This is a genomic window from Synechococcus sp. Cruz CV12-2-Slac-r (genome assembly GCF_024346075.1).
Lineage (GTDB): Bacteria > Cyanobacteriota > Cyanobacteriia > PCC-6307 > Cyanobiaceae > Synechococcus_D.
In genome coordinates, this window is record NZ_JAGQEK010000032.1 from 1 (window position 1) to 15,068 (window position 15,068).

Consider the following 15,068-nt stretch of genomic DNA (forward strand, 5'->3'; position numbering starts at 1 on the left):
AAGCGGCAAAACCAGGGGAACCGAGCTGGGAATCCCCCTGGGGCCACGGTCGCCCCGGTTGGCATATCGAATGCTCAGCCATGGTGCGCCAAGAATTTGGCGACAGCATTGATATTCACCTTGGCGGCGCAGATCTGATCTTTCCGCATCACGAAAATGAAATCGCCCAATCTGAAACCGCTAGTGGAAAACCACTAGCCCGCTACTGGCTGCACAACGGCATGGTGAATGTTGAGGGCACAAAAATGTCTAAATCACTAGGCAACTTCACCACGATCCGTGCCTTATTAGATAGCGGTATTTCGCCGATGACCCTGAGATTTTTTGTGCTGCAGGCCCATTACCGCAAACCATTGGATTTCAGCGCAGAAGCTTTGGCCGCTGCTGCCACCGGTTGGAAAGGCTTAAATAATGCCTTGCAACTTGGAGCTCGCCATCAAGAAATGTTGAGCTGGGCTGCTATTGATCCAATTGCAGCGCCCTGGCTTGCCGCAAGCCAAGGCCGCTTTCGTTCTGCAATGGACGACGACCTCAATAGTTCCGCAGCCCTTGCAGTGTTATTTGAACTGGCAAAACCACTGCGCGCGCTTGCTAATCGCTTAGAGCGGGGCGATGTTCCAAGCATTGAGGAACGGGCCTTGGGCTGCCAATGGCAACTGCTGCAAGAACTGGCAGGGGTGCTCGGTTTAAAAGCAGAAGAAGCTGAGTTCAACAGCGCTAACGCGATTAATAGGCAGAGTGAGGCAGAATTTGAGACTCAAATTGAGGCGCAAATTGAGGCTCGCAAAGCGGCAAAAGCAAACCGCAACTTTGCTGAAGCAGACAACATCAGAGCTGCTCTAAAAATGCAAGGAATTGAATTGATCGATAAACCCGGTGGTAGTACTGAATGGCTGCGTATTTAGGGTTTTTGTTGATCGCGCATTAACAATTCAATTTTACGAATGCTGGCTGCAGTTGCAGTCCACACTTCTTTTGTGAATTCGTCTTGGCATTGCTCTACTAATTGCTCAATTGATTCACCGCGATCAAACGCATCCCAAAGTTGCCGTTCAAGCTTGGCCCGTTCAATGAAATTCCAACGTTGCAGCCAGGGCATTTTCATGGCGGATTTGGATAGCTTCCTGCATCTTGGCGAGGCGTGGAAGCTACCCACGCCAATGGCACACTTGAGCCAGTACACCGCCTAAACGAAACCTGTGAAAGCCCTCTCAATACTTGGCTCCACCGGATCGATCGGCACCCAAACCCTGGAGATCGTTGATGATTTCCCAGAGCTTTTCAAGGTGGTGGCCCTCACCGCTGGCAAAAATTTAGATCTGCTTGTTAAACAGATTCAGCGCCATCGCCCTGAAGTGGTGGCCTTAGCTGATCCCAACAGCATCGCGGAGCTGCAGGAACGGCTAACTAGTTGTGGGGCTGCACTTAAACCGCCGGTGTTACTGGCGGGCAGTGATGGTATTTGCGCAGCTGCTGCTTGGGCTTCTGCTGATCTTGTTGTTACCGGCATCGTGGGTTGCGCCGGCCTTTTGCCCACCCTTGCAGCAATCCGCGCCGGTAAAGATTTAGCCCTAGCGAATAAAGAAACTTTGATTGCAGCTGGCCCAGTGGTGCTGCCAGAACTTGAAAAAAGCGGCTCCCGTTTACTGCCAGCTGATTCTGAACATTCAGCTATTTTTCAATGCCTTCAAGGCACACCATGGGCTGATTCAGCCCGCCTTTCAACGGGAATCGCCCCCCCGGGCCTGAGGCGCATTCAACTAACCGCCAGCGGTGGTGCATTCCGTGATTGGGATCCCGCTGATTTATCCAAAGCAACAGTGGCAGATGCCACCAGCCATCCCAACTGGAGCATGGGCCGCAAAATTACCGTTGATTCAGCTTCTTTGATGAATAAAGGGCTTGAAATAATAGAAGCCCACTATTTATTTGGCCTTGATTACAACGAAATTGAAATTGTTATTCATCCCCAGAGCATCATCCATTCAATGGTGGAACTAGCAGATTCATCGGTGCTAGCTCAATTGGGTTGGCCCGACATGAAATTGCCGCTGCTTTATTGCCTTAGCTGGCCCCAACGGCTGGAAACCCCCTGGCGCCGCCTTGATCTCACCGAAGTAGCTGAGCTCACTTTTCGCAAACCAAACCCAGCGATGTATCCATGCATGGATCTTGCCTATGCGGCCGGTAGAGCTGGCGGCACCATGCCCGCAGTGCTAAATGCCGCAAATGAACAAGCCGTTGCAATGTTCTTAGAAGAACGTATTCAGTTTTTAGATATCCCCAAATTAATCGAACGCACCTGCGCAAAACACCAGCAGGAACTACGGGCAGATCCCAGCCTGGCAGACGTTTTAGCGGTAGATAGCTGGGCGCGGCAGATAACAGCAGAAGCCGCCCCATAGCCGAAAAGATTCCGCACAGCTCTTACACAACTGCCAAAACTTGGCTAACAAGTACAAAGGTTGCCTATTGCTTGCCATGCCCCTCTCAGCCGTTGAATGCCCCGGCGATGTTTGCCATAGCCACCACGGCGGCCATGAAATTGAACGTTCAGAACTGCAGGAAAACCTGAGGGCCCACGGAGAAGAATGGTGCGAAAGGCTCGCAGAACGGATCTACGAAATTTCAATCGATACCTTTTCCCAAACCGTTGTGCCAATGCTGCAGCAGCAAGGCTGGCAAAAGCGCCATCTCGACTGGGAATTCAAGCTTGGCAAAGAGATGATGGAAGTAGAACGCACGGTGGCAGACGGCACTATTAATGCTGTGGAAAGCTTTCTGCGCAGCAACGAAATCCAGCGTCTTTTCGTAAAAGAATTGGTGGGTGGCACCTTTGCTGAGGCCGACCAAAACAAGATGCGCTCTAAAGCCGTGCGCCAAGTGATCGAAGAAGAACTTTTAGCCTTCCTGCAGGAACGCCACGATGAATTGATAAATCGAGTGGGTGAAGCCCTTCTACCTGAAGCCGGAGGCGACCTTGAACAGGCCCGGATCCAAGCCCGTGAAGGTTTAGAGGATGTGCATCACCTCCTGGTTAATCACAGCGAAGCCAACCGTTAATGCTGCCGCAGCAGAAGGTTCAATATCACCTGTTGTTGTGTGCTTCCCCCACTAAGCCCCTTTGCCACCAGGGGCCTTTAGGGGCGCAATGCTGGGAGCAATTAAAAAAGAGCCTCAAAGCAGCGGGGCTGGAGCAGCCTGAGCGTGCGGAAGGGGTGGTGCTGCGCACAAAGGCCGATTGCTTGCGCTTGTGCAGCAACGGACCGGTGCTGCTTGTGTGGCCTAGCGGCCACTACTACGGCGAGCTCACCCCCAAGCGGATCGAGCGAATCGTGGCTCAACACCTAATCAATGGGGAGCCGATCACTGAATGGTTGATCAAGCAAAACAGCTTTTAACCACTGAGCCGTGAAACGATCGCCCCAGCAGGCCAAGGGATCATCACCCTTGCCGTGAAATCCGTTGTGCCCCCCGTTTGGCGTGAGCACCACTTTTAGTGATGGGCAGGTTTGCTCATCGCGTAAGCGTTGGGCAGTGCTTGCTGTTACCCAGGGATCATCAAGGGCCTGCAAAAGCAAACTAGGCACCTTAAGTTCAGATAATTTATGAATTGGGCTCGCTGCTTTGTAATAGGCAGCAGCATTGCTGTAGCCCCAGCGGGGAGCAGTGATTGCTTCATCAAAATCTCGAATAGTTCTTACTTTCCGCAAGGCATGGCGTTCATGTTCATTTATGCCAACTGGATCTTCCAGGGTTTGCTTCACTAAACGCTTCACCAACCAATGCTGATAGATGCGGTTGCGGGGCCGCTCGATTGATGCTGAACACAGGCCGAGATCCAACGGGCTACTAGTGCAAACCAGCGCATCAAGGCAGCTTTTGCCATCAATATTGAGGCCAGGATCCAAGCAGGCATTGAGCAGAATCGTGCCGCCAAGGGAGATACCAACCCCCACAAGGGGCTTGCCTGCCGCCAAGCCACGACCCACGGCCAGCACCGGCGCAAGATCTTGATTGCAAAGTGCTGCATAGCTACCTGGAGCCAGCGCTCTGCCCTTTCCTGCCCCCCGCAAATTGAGACGCAGCACCGCAAAACCACTGGCCTGTAGGGCAAGGCCCATGCGCCGCAACCCCTCTCGATCGCTGCTGCCGCCAAGGCCATGGAGCAAAAGCACCAAGGCCAGCGGCTTGGGGTGGGGGTCGTGAAAAGCCAGCAGGGCGCCGCCGCAAGGAAGCTGCACTGGCACTGGCACGCCTCGATCCGGAGGCAATTTGGGCAGCCGCAAGGTATCTCGCAGGGTTTGTAAATCCCCGCCCCACCAGGGAAAACGGGATTTAAAAGCGGATAACGCCATCGCCATTAGCTAGGCCGGATTAACAGCTAACCAATCGGCTAAAGCTTGAGGAACCACATCTTCAGCGCTGGTGATTTCAAGTATTCGACCCACTGCTGCAGGTAATTCGATGGCATCAAGACATACCTTTGCCACCAAACGGCGCGGAATACTGCTGCTTTCTTGCTGATCAGCATCTGTAAAACGAATTCCCTGCAATTCCAGCTGCTCTTCTGCTTCTTTGAGGCCACCAGGGCGCACGATCGTGTATTTCAAACCACTAGCTGCAAGCCAGCGTTCCCCGAGGCGCTTCCAAAGCAAGATGAGGCCAAACAAGTTGAGGGGGTGAAAAAAACGGCCGCTGCAGAGGGAACTAACCAACACCACCCGCTCTACCCCAGCCTTTTTACAGGCGGATATTTGAGCTCTAATGCCCAACGCATCCACTTTTAAAGGCCCTGCAAGATCAAGCGAAGGCCTTGCGCCTGTGGCGATCACCAAGGCATCACAACCACTTAAAGCCGCCACGAGTGCAGCTTGATTAGCCAAATCCAAACGCTTTATTTCCACTTTCCCATCAGCTAAAGCTTGCGGCACCTGGGAATCTGGTCGCAGGATTGGCACCACTTGGTTGCCCCGCAAAAGGGCTTCATCCACCACACGCCAGCCCGTTTTCCCGGAGGCACCAGTAACTGCGATACGCATTAAAAAAGAGGCAACAATTCCTGTTCTAAACAATTCACTTCCGCCCACGCACCACGGCTACGCAAACTACGTAATCTCAAAATTAATGGGTCGATATCGCACTCTTGATTAAGACAACACTCCAGTTTTTTTACCAATTCCTTAAGCACTGAAGGGGAATTGGGCGCAGGATTAGGCATCAACTTTTAAACGGCAATCTCTATGCATGAAAGCTAGGTCCGCCAGCGCCACTAACCCTGCGTAAATACACTCAAAATATTGTTATGGCTTCTCCTTCTTTTGCCATCAGCCGGCTACAAAGCAGGCCAGCGCTGGGAATCCGCCCCCGCCGCTGGCAGCAACGGCTTTTGGAATTACTGCGTAGAAGGCTGCAATTAGCAGCTCCGGGCGTTTGCACTGATGTGTTGATCCATGCCGGGCCGGGCGCCGGCAAAACCCTCGGCAGCCTTCATGCCTTTTTGCAACTACGCCAAGGCCAGCAGTTGCAAGCAATCTGCATTTGCTGCCATCGCAGTTCAATTGCCAACCAGTGGAAAATTGCAGCAAAAAGGCTTGGCCTCGATTTAGGGGAGGGTGTGTTGGGGCCCGATGGTTTGATTTGCAGCTACCAAGCCGCTAATCGCGATCCCCAGCAATGGCGGCTCCTATTGCAAAGCCAAGCACCTTTGCAGCAATGGCTGCTGGTGGCAGATGAGGTGCATCACCTTGGCTTGGATCCACTACAACCGGAGGAAGGGGGTTGGGGCCACAGCTTTGAACAGCTCAGCAGTGGTGCCAAATTGCGGCTAGGGCTCACCGGCACGCCATTTCGCGCCGACCAATTGCAGTTTTGTTCCTCCCATCAACAACTCGTAAAAATCAACGGGATAAGCCAACGAATAATTACCCCCGATTTAGTAATAACGCCTCAGGAATTAATTAATTCAGGTGATGTGAGGCCGCTACGGTTTCATTTCCAGGATGGCTGGATCGAATACGAAAACAAGGAACGCTCTGCCCTATCGGCTGAACAACGCGAGAGCTGGCGAGCAAGAAACCTGCGGCGGGCAGTGCGCTTGGGTGATCGCAGCAGTATTGCTCTGCAGGTGTTACTGCAAGCACGAAAACGGCGTGAAGCTTTGCAAGAGCAACAGCCAGGGGCAGCTGGTTTGGTGGTAGCCCGCGATATCAGCCATGCCCGGGGCATTAGTTGCCTGCTGGAGGAGGAGGGCGACAAGGTGGTGCTGGTGCATTCACAAGATCCAGGCGCAGCAGAGGCCCTGAGTCGTTTTCAAGGGGGGGAAGGGGAATGGCTGGTAAGCGTTGACATGTGCGCCGAGGGTTTTGATGCCCCACGGCTAAGGGTGGTGGCCTATCTCACAACAGTTACAACCCGCAGTCGGTTTTTGCAGGCGATCACAAGGGCAGTGCGCCTCGATGGCAGCCGCAGTGCAATTGAACCAATGCCACGGCATGCCTCCTACATACACGCCCCTGCTGATCCATTACTGATGGCATACGCCCGTAATTGGAGCCTCAGCTCCCCCTATTTGTTGGCACCTGAGGGGGCTGAAGAAATCAGCCCTGAAGCAGCGCTTAACAGCGGCAACTGGCGGCCTGAGCAGCGGGCGATTAGCGATGCGGCTGGGGCTGTGATTGAAATCAAGGAGCCCCAGCTGCCGGGATTTCTTGCTGCTTGAGGGGCCAGTCACATTTGGTTAGGAGCTGGCCGAGCCCAGTCACAATTAAGGGAGATCGATGTTGCTTAATAAAGCAGCGGATAAATAAGGAGCCCGGAGCCCACCGCGAGCACGTCACCCCAAACTCCGCTGCCGGGCAGCGGAGTTTTTTTTTGCTCCCCCCTAAGCCTTGCCAATCAGAACAGGATCGATACCTTCTGGCAATGCAAACAATTTTTTTCTCCAGCTTGGTTGCACAGCCAGTTGCATTACTGCTAGCTGGTGCTGTTGGTTTTTTGCCCACTGCGCCGGTAAAGGCGCAAACCATGATCACGGTGGAGCCTTTCCAGCTTCCCGCAATTCCCCAAGCTGTGATTCGCGAAACTGTTTCTCCTCAAGCTGTGCCACGAGCTGTTTGGCGTTTGCGTGGTGCTGCATACCTAGATGATCCATGGCATCGCTTGCCTGCAAATCAACTGCAAGGGGTGGAGCTGCCCCGTTCTTTGCAGGTGGATCCCACCCCAGATCCAAGCCAGCGGCTCTAGCAGCAAGGCTGGTTAAACCCAGTATCCAAGGTTTTATCTGGTTAGGCTTTAAGCGAATTGATTCCGCATAGAGCGCTTTTTTATGGCCGATTTAGAAGTACAGAATTCAAGCAATTCCCTAGAGAATGTAGTGGTGGTGGGCTCTGGCCCCGCTGGCTACACCGCGGCTTTATATGCAGCTCGGGCAAACCTCAACCCGATCCTGATCACTGGCTATCAAGAAGGGGGCATACCTGGCGGGCAATTAATGACCACCACCCATGTGGAAAACTTTCCCGGTTTTCCAGACGGAATCATGGGCCCTGAGCTGATGGATCGCATGCGTGCCCAGGCGGTGCGCTGGGGCACCCGCTTAATCGAAGCAGATGCAACAGCTATCGATCTTTCAAAGCGCCCCTACTCAGTTCAGGTAGATGGTGAAACGATTTCTAGCCATAGCTTGATCATCGCCACCGGCGCAAGTGCTAATCGCCTTGGCATTCCAGATGAAGCTAAGTTTTGGAGCCACGGCATCAGCGCCTGCGCCATTTGTGATGGGGCCACACCGCAATTCCGCAACGAACAACTAGCGGTGGTGGGGGGCGGAGATTCCGCCTGTGAAGAGGCGGTGTATCTCACTAAATACGGCAGCCATGTGCACCTGATCGTGCGCCGCGACAGCCTGCGGGCAAGTAAAGCCATGGCTGATCGGGTTTTAGCAAATTCTCAGATCACCGTGCACTGGAATCGCCAATTGGGCAGCCTTGCCGGCACTGATTGGCTTGAACAACTCAGCTTGCTTACAACTGAAGGCGAACCGGCTGAAACCCTTGCGGTGCGCGGCATTTTTTATGCCATCGGCCATACCCCAAACACTCGCCTCCTGGAAGGGCAACTACCCCTTGATAACAAGGGTTATCTGATCACCCAAGCAGGCTCTCCCGCCACCGCTAAAGAAGGGGTATTTGCCGCAGGGGATGTGGCCGATTCCCAATGGCGCCAAGCGATTACCGCAGCCGCTAGCGGCTGCCAAGCGGCCCTCGCAGCAGAACGCTGGCTCAGTGAACACAACCTCGCTACCACCGTGAGCCGCCAAGTTGTTGATCCCATTGCAGCGGAACAACCGCTTAAAACAGAAGAAGTTACCGAAGAAAATTTCAACCCAGATGCCCTTTGGCAGGGGGGAAGCTACGCCCTAAGGAAGCTTTATCACAACAGCAAAAAACCGCTGCTGGTGATCTACACATCTCCGGATTGCGGCCCCTGCCACGTGTTTAAGCCGCAATTGCGCCGCATCTTGAATGAATTAGAAGGCGCCGCCCAAGGGGTGGAAATAAATCTGAATGAACACAACGACATCGCAACTCAAGCCGGTGTAACCGGCACTCCAACGCTTCAATTATTTATGGGAAAAGAACTTAAACAGCAATGGCGTGGCGTACAACAACGCAGCAGTGTCAAAGCTGCAATTGAGGCGCTTCTTTGATCTAACGGCGGCGTGGGCCACCAGGGCGGTTGCCTCCGCCAGGGGGCCGGCCGCCAGGAGCAGAAGCGTTGCGTTCTCGGTAAGTGATCCGCCCCCGGGTGAGGTCGTAAGGGCTAATCTCCACCAAAACTTTGTCGCCCGCTAGTAATTTGATGCGAAATTTTGTGAGCTTGCCTGCTGCACGGCACAAACATTGGTGGCCAGCAGGTTGCTCCAAAGTAACCAGATAGAAACCGTTCCCCTGCTCTTTTTCAATCACACCACTCGTTTCGATCATGCAGGGGGCAGGCCAAAAAAACAATTCAGTTGCAGTTTAAGGCGCAGGTGCACTACCAACAGCTACAGCCCCCACCCACCTTGCTGCTGCATAAGCCCTATGGAGTGCTGAGCCAGTTTCGGCGCGAACCCGGCAGTAGCTGGGAGAGCCTGGCCTCACTGGTGGCTCAGCCGGGCGTTTATGCCGCTGGCCGCCTTGATGCCGATAGTGAGGGCCTGTTGATACTCACAGCAAATGGTGCTTTGCAACATCGCCTCACCGATCCCCGCTGGGGTCATTGGCGTTATTACTGGGTGCAAGTAGAGGGCAGCGCTGATCAAGCCGCTATTGAAAAGTTGCAACTGGGAATCCAGCTGAAAGACGGCATTAGCAGGCCAGCAAGGGCCCGTTTGCTGCAACCGAGTGAATATGAACAATTGCCAGCGCGGCTGCCACCGATAAGGCAACGTTTAACTGTGCCCACCAGCTGGATTGAGTTGGGCTTGCAGGAGGGTCGAAATCGCCAGGTGCGACGCATGAGCGCGGCGGTGGGCTTACCCACCTTGCGCTTAATTCGCGTTGGCATCGATTTAATGGACGGCGCTGATCCTCTAAACCTCGAAGGCCTTGCAGTGGGGAAGTGGCGGCCAGTAACGGCTGAGGAGGAGCAGCGGCTACAGCGGCTAGCTAACTAGCCCATCACCCCTTGCAGCTCCCGCACGGTCATTAGTTGGCCGTAGTAGTAGTTAGCGCGGGCCCGCTCAGCTGAAATTTCTAGTGCATCGATCACATCGGGGCCAACGCTGGCCCAAAGGTGATTGCCGCAAACACGATCGAGTTCAGCTTCCGCTTCCTGTTCAAGGTTTGCTAAGCGCCGTTGCAGGTTTTTGATTTGGGCGATTGCCATAACAAATAAAAGAGCTCAGAAGGGCAGTTTCTTTTTTGCATCCTTATCAAGATCGGCTTCCATCTCACGAAGGCGCCGCAGGATGCTGGTGAAATATTCCTGGAGATAGGCCTCCAGGCCTGTGGTTTCAGCAGGATCAAGGCCGAAGGAGGTGTAGCTCTGCTCCATTGCTGAAGTGAGGCTTACCCCTCCCCCGGTGACCTCTGCAAATGCCAATCGCTCGGCAATATTCACCCCAGGTTCAAAAAAGGATGCCACCCCTTGCATTGCGCGTATCAATAAAGGCGAAACTCGAATTACTCGAGCATCCCTGCGGCTAAAGCGTTCGCATAACTGCACAACCTCGCCGGTATTCCAGGCCTTTGGCCCCACCACCGGGAAGCAGGCGCCAACGGTTTGCTCTTGCGCAAGGGCAGCCACGGCGAAACGAGCAACGTCTTGGGTGTTCATATAAGCAATTGGCGTTGAGCTGCCACTAACCCACACGGTTTGGCTCTCCAGCACCGGAATTGCAAACTGACCAATCACCCCTTGCATAAAGGCGCAAGTGCGCAGAACTGTGTAAGCAAGGCCCGATTCAGCCAATAACTGTTCAGTGCAGTATTTGATGTCCATCAAAGGCACATCGCGGAAGCTTTCCGCCTCCAGCAAGGAGATAAAAACAAACCGCTCTAATCCAGCTCTGCGGCAATGATTAAGCAGATTTAATTTGCCATCCCAATCGATGCGATAAACGCTTTCACTATCGGTTGGCCTTGCAGTGGCTGCGTCGATTACTGCCTCTTGGCCCTCAAGGGCGTAGGCGAGGGAATCTTCTTCCAGCAAGTTGCCTCGGGTTAATTCACAACCCCATTCCTGCAAAAAAGCTGCTTTACGTGGAGAGCGCACCATGCAACGCACCTGATGCCCAGCATCCAGGGCCCGCCTTGCAATTTGACGGCCCAAGGTGCCTGTTGCACCCATTACAAGTACCTGCATCAGCACCCCTCAGTGCTGGGGAGCTTAATAAGCCAAGGAGGGCTACCGAGGGGAAAGCTCAATCTCCTTGCAACTTGAGTAACAAGGCGCCACCCACTAAACCCAACGGGATTAATACCCAAAACACTGCTGCAATGCCAAAAATTTCAGATGCCACTAGAAGAATTTCTGCTTCCTTCAGCTTATCGGGCTAAGCGCAATACCTCAGCCCAGGGGGCATCAGTGCGAAATTGCATCGCCTGAATCCCGCTGGCTGCAGCTTGCCAACCGGCGGCAACTAGTGCCTTAAGTAGGTCTTTTAAAGGGGGCATATCGCCCCTCAGCTGCCTTGCTAGATCGGCCAAGGCAAATGCTTCCGGTTGTTCTGCCGCATCATTTATTAAGCGTTGCAACTGCTTCAGTGCTGGCGGCGAAAGGGAATTGAGCCCTGCCTTCTGCTCCAGTTCAAGGGCAGCTTTTAAAACCGTTGTGTTTTGCAGGGGCCCTCGCCAAAGGGGGCCGCTTGTTACCGGCTCTGCCCCGCAATTGCTGCAAATTCCAAGCGATTTCCATGCCAACAATGAAGTGCCCCAGTGATTGCCGCAGCGATGGCAATAGGCCTGCAAACCCAGCAGGGCTTCTTCTGCTGCTGCAGGCCGGCGAGTTAATTGCACCGCACTGCGAAAGGTGCGGCCTTCGCTGAAACAAAGCAGTGGTTGCACGCCATGGCCCATGGCCCAAGCGGCCCGAGCCACAGCTCCCATCTGCAGCCGCAAAGCCAATTCCCAACTGCATGGTTGCGCCCGCACCGCTGCCCCAAGGCGCCGCAGCGCAGCGGGGCGATCGTGCCCCGTAAAGGAACGACCATCACTGCTGGCAAGGTAAAAAATGCCATCAAGGCGCACTGCTCCCAAAGCAGATGGCAATAAATCGGTAGCAGCACCAAAGGCATCTAGATCAACTAAATCAAAATGCTTTTCCTGCAACACAAAGCTGGCAAGCAATTTTTGAATTGTTCCACTGCTTGCCTGCCAATGCACCCCCGCGCATTGAGACAGTGCCGCCAAGTTGTGATCAAGCAAAGCCAAGCGTTGCGGATCAGCGTCGTTTACCACCAATTCAGTGGCTCCAGCCTCTAACCCATAGCGAACACTGCGAATACCGCAACCAGCGAGGCCATCAAGCACAGCTACGGGCATGCCCTGGCGTTTCTGAGCTAGCCAACGCAGCAAGATCACGCCGTAGTCGCGAGCGGGCCTTGAATCAACTCTAAAAAAGCCATCCCCAAGCAACACCCGAGCGGAAGCTTCGCAATAGTGAGCTTGTTCAGATGTGATTGTTGTTTTCAAGTGATGCCACCTCGATCCGGCAGCAATTGGGGAGAACAGAGCCAAGCAGAGTTTGGCCCTTGGCGCTGCCATTGGCGCCGGCTTGGTTCCAAACAATCACCAGCGCTGGTGCTGCTCCATGGTTTTGGAGCAGCAAGCGGCCACTGGCGAGATAACGCTGCGGATTTTGAGGCTGCAGGTTTCTGCGTTTATGCAATTGATCTACTTGGATTTGGCCAAAGCGATCAGCCTTCAATAAAACTTGACAACAGGATTTGGAGCCTGCAATTACAGAAATTTTTAATTGAAGTGGTGCAGGGGCCAGCGGTGCTGGTGGGCAATTCGCTTGGAGCACTGGTGGCACTCACCACAGCAGTTTTTGCGCCGGAGTTGGTAGTTGCTGTTGTGGCAGCGCCACTACCTGATCCCACCTTGATACAACCGTTGCCCTTGCGGCGCAGCCCCTGGAAACGCAAGCTGGAGCGCTTTTTGGTTAATTCAATCGCCCGCTTGCTTCCACTCGGCCCCTTGATCGCGTTGCTACGCCAACCGGCGCTGCTGCGGCTAGGGATCGGTAGCGCTTATTCAAATCCAGCCCGAATCAATCAAGAGCTTGTCAAATTGATCCAGCAACCGGCCCGCCGCAGCGGCGCCCCTGGAGCACTTGCGGGCATGGTGCGAGGTATGGCCCTAAGACCTGGAGCAGCTACAGCGCCGCAACTGCTGCCGAGGTTGAGCTGCCCTCTTTTATTGCTATGGGGCAAGCAAGATCGCCTGGTGCCAGTTCAAATCAGTAAAAAAATACTGGCTTACGTTCCAAAAAACCGCTGTGATTTAGAGCTGATTGAAGGAATCGGGCATTGCTTCCACGATGAAGATCCAGAACGTTTTAACCAACTGGTTTTGAATTGGCTCAAAGCAGGGAACATCAGCGCCTAGGTTTAACGCGGCCAAAGTAATGGCGATGAAGCACACCCTTTCGGTGTTGGTAGAAGATGAATCCGGTGCCCTTAGCCGGATTGCAGGGTTGTTTGCCCGTAGGGGCTACAACATTGAAAGCCTTGCCGTGGGGCCAACAGAACAGCCTGGAGTATCACGGCTCACCATGGTGGTAGCCGGCGATGACCATGTGTTGGAGCAAATGACAAAGCAGCTCCTCAAATTAGTAAATGTGCTGGAAGTGATTGATCTTTCCCACATACCAGCCGTGGAAAGGGAGTTAATGCTGTTGAAAGTGAAGGCTGATGGCAGCAGCCGGGGTGCTGTATTTGATCTGGTTCAGGTATTTAGGGCCAAGGTGGTGGATGTGGCTGATGAAGCACTCACCCTTGAAGTGGTGGGAGATCCAGGCAAACTTGTAGCCCTTGAACAACTGCTCAGGCCTTTTGGCATCCTCGAGATTGCCCGCACCGGCAAAGTGGCATTACAAAGGGCTTCTGGGGTGAATTCCGAATCGTTAAGGCTGCGTAATTCAGATAGCTATGTGCCCACCTGAAGCACTTCAGCTTTACGCAAGCGATCACCTTGCACGATCGAATCAACTACAGGCATACCTTCAATTACACGGCCAAATACGGCATAGCGCCCATCTAATTCAGGTAGATCGCTGAGGGCTATATAAAACTGAGCGCTAGCTGAATTTGGATCTTGGGAGCGGGCCATTGCCAAAGCGCCGCGGTAGTGGGGTAGCGCTAATTGATCTGTCACCCTTGCACCGCTGATGGGGCGTCCATAGCGAGGGGATGCTTCAGAGCTGAGCTTCACCTCAAGGGGAATAAAGCGGGGCGCTGCAGAGGCTGGATCAAGGAAATTACCAGTGCCAAACAGGCTGGGGGACACCCCAGCTTTTGCCGACTGTGGATCGCCACCTTGCACAACAAAGGGGCTGGGTTGTTTTACAACCCGATGAAAAACTGTATTTGTGTAGGCGCCTCTTTTTACTAAATCAAGAAAATTTCCGGCCGTTAGCGGTGCGTTTTTGCCATCTAGCTCAACAACAATCCGTCCACGATCCGTTATCAGCGCAATTCGGGCCGTGCTTTGCAAGCACGGACTAGCGCTCTGGCTGCAACCCGCTTCATTGAGCGCCGCCGGTGAAGAGCAAGCGGGCAACCAAAAAAGAGCAAGCAAACTCAATAAGGCAGGAAAAAGCCGCTTCATACCCCCTCCAATGGAACACCTAAATAACGGGCAAGTTCAGCGCCCCCCTGCTCAAGTTCAGCAAGGGCAATTGGTTCACCCACTCGGGTAAGGGGTAGGTCGCGCCGGCCCCGCAATTTGAGCGCTAAGCGGCGCCGGGGGTTTAGGCCGTCACGCACCTCCACCTTTACTGATTGCACATCAGCGCAGGGAATAGTAAAACTTATTAATTGGCGAAATCCACGGCGTTCGATTGTGATCAAATTCGCTTCTTTATCAAAATTGTTAAACCCAGAGCCCACATCAATGCCAATCACAATCCATAAATAGGTGCTTAGAAGCACTGCAGCCAGGCCATACCCCCCCATTATCAAACCCTGGGGCACAAAAAAGAGCGCTGCTGGGTGCCCCACCGGCAATAAATCACGGCCTAAATAACTGGAGAGGCTGGTGAGCAAAAAACCGATGCCCCCTGTGGAAACCAGCACCGCCATCAGGATGTTGGAAGGGCGGCGGGAGCCGAGTACCGATTGATTAATTGGTATCGCCAAGGAATAGGCAGCTGTTGTGGTTGCATCCTGCCAAAGCGCAGGGAACATCAGCAAAAATATTGCGCTAATGAGTAAATCTACTTAAACATTTAAACAGTAGAAGAGTTTCAGCACGTTTCCATTTGCCGCATACCACCCAAAAACGTTGTTACCATCACCAAGTATCACTCCACTATCAATGACGATCGCCCTAGGGCGCGTTAGCCAGCGCGGATGGTTC

General features: G+C 53.6%; 21 protein-coding genes. 10 read left to right on the forward strand and 11 right to left on the reverse strand.

Going from position 1 to position 15,068, the window contains the following annotated elements; all coding sequences use genetic code 11:
* The coding region (locus KB557_RS04400; RefSeq protein WP_255131644.1) for a DALR domain-containing protein at positions 1-905 on the forward strand (905 nt) is incomplete at its 5' end.
* Here the strand turns inward: KB557_RS04400 and KB557_RS04405 are convergent.
* Positions 902-1,105, reverse strand: a complete 204-nt coding sequence (locus KB557_RS04405) for a hypothetical protein (protein ID WP_399218651.1) — start codon at positions 1,103-1,105, stop codon at positions 902-904. The genes KB557_RS04400 and KB557_RS04405 overlap by 4 nt on opposite strands.
* A gap of 94 nt (positions 1,106-1,199) precedes the next feature.
* On the opposite strand from KB557_RS04405, the gene KB557_RS04410 reads away from it, so the two are divergent.
* The 3 genes from KB557_RS04410 to KB557_RS04420 all read left to right on the forward strand — a co-directional run bounded on the left by KB557_RS04410 (position 1,200) and on the right by KB557_RS04420 (position 3,401).
* Positions 1,200-2,405: a 1-deoxy-D-xylulose-5-phosphate reductoisomerase gene (locus KB557_RS04410; protein ID WP_255131646.1), complete on the forward strand. Its 1,206-nt coding sequence runs from the start codon at positions 1,200-1,202 to the stop codon at positions 2,403-2,405.
* 76 nt (positions 2,406-2,481) lie between these two features.
* A complete protein-coding gene (locus KB557_RS04415; RefSeq protein ID WP_255131648.1) occupies positions 2,482-3,063 on the forward strand; it encodes an EF-1 guanine nucleotide exchange domain-containing protein in 582 nt (193 codons plus the stop codon).
* A complete protein-coding gene (locus tag KB557_RS04420) occupies positions 3,063-3,401 on the forward strand; it encodes a ferredoxin (protein WP_255131652.1) in 339 nt (112 codons plus the stop codon). The genes KB557_RS04415 and KB557_RS04420 overlap by 1 nt, the downstream gene beginning before the upstream one ends.
* Here KB557_RS04420 and KB557_RS04425 read toward each other — a convergent pair.
* Genes KB557_RS04425 through KB557_RS04435 form a run of 3 tightly spaced genes read right to left on the reverse strand, consistent with a single transcriptional unit; the run spans position 3,348 to position 5,221 of the window.
* Positions 3,348-4,358 carry a YheT family hydrolase gene (locus KB557_RS04425; protein WP_255131654.1) on the reverse strand — a complete coding sequence of 337 codons (1,011 nt, stop codon included), beginning with the start codon at positions 4,356-4,358 and terminating at the stop codon, positions 3,348-3,350. The genes KB557_RS04420 and KB557_RS04425 overlap by 54 nt on opposite strands.
* A gap of 9 nt (positions 4,359-4,367) precedes the next feature.
* Entirely contained in the window at positions 4,368-5,042 is a 675-nt protein-coding gene (locus KB557_RS04430; protein ID WP_255131656.1) for an SDR family oxidoreductase, read from the reverse strand.
* On the reverse strand, positions 5,042-5,221 hold the full coding sequence (locus KB557_RS04435) for a hypothetical protein (RefSeq protein ID WP_255131658.1): 180 nt from the start codon (positions 5,219-5,221) through the stop codon (positions 5,042-5,044). The genes KB557_RS04430 and KB557_RS04435 overlap by 1 nt, the downstream gene beginning before the upstream one ends.
* Positions 5,222-5,305: 84 nt before the next feature.
* Between KB557_RS04435 and KB557_RS04440 the strand changes: the two genes are divergently transcribed.
* The 3 genes from KB557_RS04440 to trxB all read left to right on the forward strand — a co-directional run bounded on the left by KB557_RS04440 (position 5,306) and on the right by trxB (position 8,710).
* Positions 5,306-6,721, forward strand: coding sequence for a DEAD/DEAH box helicase (locus tag KB557_RS04440; protein WP_255131660.1), 1,416 nt, complete (start codon positions 5,306-5,308; stop codon positions 6,719-6,721).
* Positions 6,722-6,924: 203 nt separating this feature from the next.
* Positions 6,925-7,245 carry a hypothetical protein gene (locus tag KB557_RS04445; RefSeq protein WP_255131662.1) on the forward strand — a complete coding sequence of 107 codons (321 nt, stop codon included), beginning with the start codon at positions 6,925-6,927 and terminating at the stop codon, positions 7,243-7,245.
* An 82-nt stretch (positions 7,246-7,327) separates the two neighbouring features.
* The gene (trxB, locus tag KB557_RS04450; protein WP_255131664.1) at positions 7,328-8,710 is read left to right on the forward strand and encodes a thioredoxin-disulfide reductase; all 1,383 of its coding nucleotides are present in this window, start codon (positions 7,328-7,330) and stop codon (positions 8,708-8,710) included.
* A gap of 1 nt (position 8,711) precedes the next feature.
* Here trxB and infA read toward each other — a convergent pair whose 3' ends face one another.
* Positions 8,712-8,987: a translation initiation factor IF-1 gene (infA, locus tag KB557_RS04455; RefSeq protein ID WP_106499542.1), complete on the reverse strand. Its 276-nt coding sequence runs from the start codon at positions 8,985-8,987 to the stop codon at positions 8,712-8,714.
* 47 nt (positions 8,988-9,034) lie between these two features.
* Here infA and KB557_RS04460 point away from each other — a divergent pair, with 47 nt between their 5' ends.
* Positions 9,035-9,661: a pseudouridine synthase gene (locus KB557_RS04460; RefSeq protein ID WP_255131666.1), complete on the forward strand. Its 627-nt coding sequence runs from the start codon at positions 9,035-9,037 to the stop codon at positions 9,659-9,661.
* Here the strand turns inward: KB557_RS04460 and KB557_RS04465 are convergent.
* The 4 genes from KB557_RS04465 to KB557_RS04480 are packed head-to-tail and all read right to left on the reverse strand — an operon-like array spanning position 9,658 to position 12,179.
* Positions 9,658-9,873, reverse strand: a complete 216-nt coding sequence (locus KB557_RS04465; RefSeq protein WP_255131668.1) for a hypothetical protein — start codon at positions 9,871-9,873, stop codon at positions 9,658-9,660. The genes KB557_RS04460 and KB557_RS04465 overlap by 4 nt on opposite strands.
* Before the next feature lie 15 nt (positions 9,874-9,888).
* Entirely contained in the window at positions 9,889-10,851 is a 963-nt protein-coding gene (locus KB557_RS04470; RefSeq protein ID WP_255131671.1) for an NAD(P)H-binding protein, read from the reverse strand.
* A 58-nt stretch (positions 10,852-10,909) separates the two neighbouring features.
* Positions 10,910-11,008 carry a cytochrome b6-f complex subunit PetM gene (gene petM / locus KB557_RS04475; RefSeq protein ID WP_106499538.1) on the reverse strand — a complete coding sequence of 33 codons (99 nt, stop codon included), beginning with the start codon at positions 11,006-11,008 and terminating at the stop codon, positions 10,910-10,912.
* Between the two features lie 25 nt (positions 11,009-11,033).
* The gene (locus KB557_RS04480) at positions 11,034-12,179 is read right to left on the reverse strand and encodes a N2,N2-dimethylguanosine tRNA methyltransferase (protein WP_255131672.1); all 1,146 of its coding nucleotides are present in this window, start codon (positions 12,177-12,179) and stop codon (positions 11,034-11,036) included.
* A 3-nt stretch (positions 12,180-12,182) separates the two neighbouring features.
* Here KB557_RS04480 and KB557_RS04485 point away from each other — a divergent pair, with 3 nt between their 5' ends.
* Positions 12,183-13,097, forward strand: a complete 915-nt coding sequence (locus KB557_RS04485; RefSeq protein ID WP_255131677.1) for an alpha/beta fold hydrolase — start codon at positions 12,183-12,185, stop codon at positions 13,095-13,097.
* 25 nt (positions 13,098-13,122) lie between these two features.
* Positions 13,123-13,653, forward strand: coding sequence for an acetolactate synthase small subunit (gene ilvN / locus KB557_RS04490; RefSeq protein WP_255131680.1), 531 nt, complete (start codon positions 13,123-13,125; stop codon positions 13,651-13,653).
* Here the strand turns inward: ilvN and KB557_RS04495 are convergent.
* Both KB557_RS04495 and KB557_RS04500 read right to left on the reverse strand, forming a co-directional pair.
* The gene (locus KB557_RS04495) at positions 13,638-14,318 is read right to left on the reverse strand and encodes a peptidylprolyl isomerase (RefSeq protein WP_255131673.1); all 681 of its coding nucleotides are present in this window, start codon (positions 14,316-14,318) and stop codon (positions 13,638-13,640) included. The genes ilvN and KB557_RS04495 overlap by 16 nt on opposite strands.
* Entirely contained in the window at positions 14,315-14,896 is a 582-nt protein-coding gene (locus tag KB557_RS04500) for a photosystem I assembly protein Ycf4 (protein ID WP_255131674.1), read from the reverse strand. The genes KB557_RS04495 and KB557_RS04500 overlap by 4 nt, the downstream gene beginning before the upstream one ends.
* Positions 14,897-15,068 lie beyond the last annotated feature (172 nt).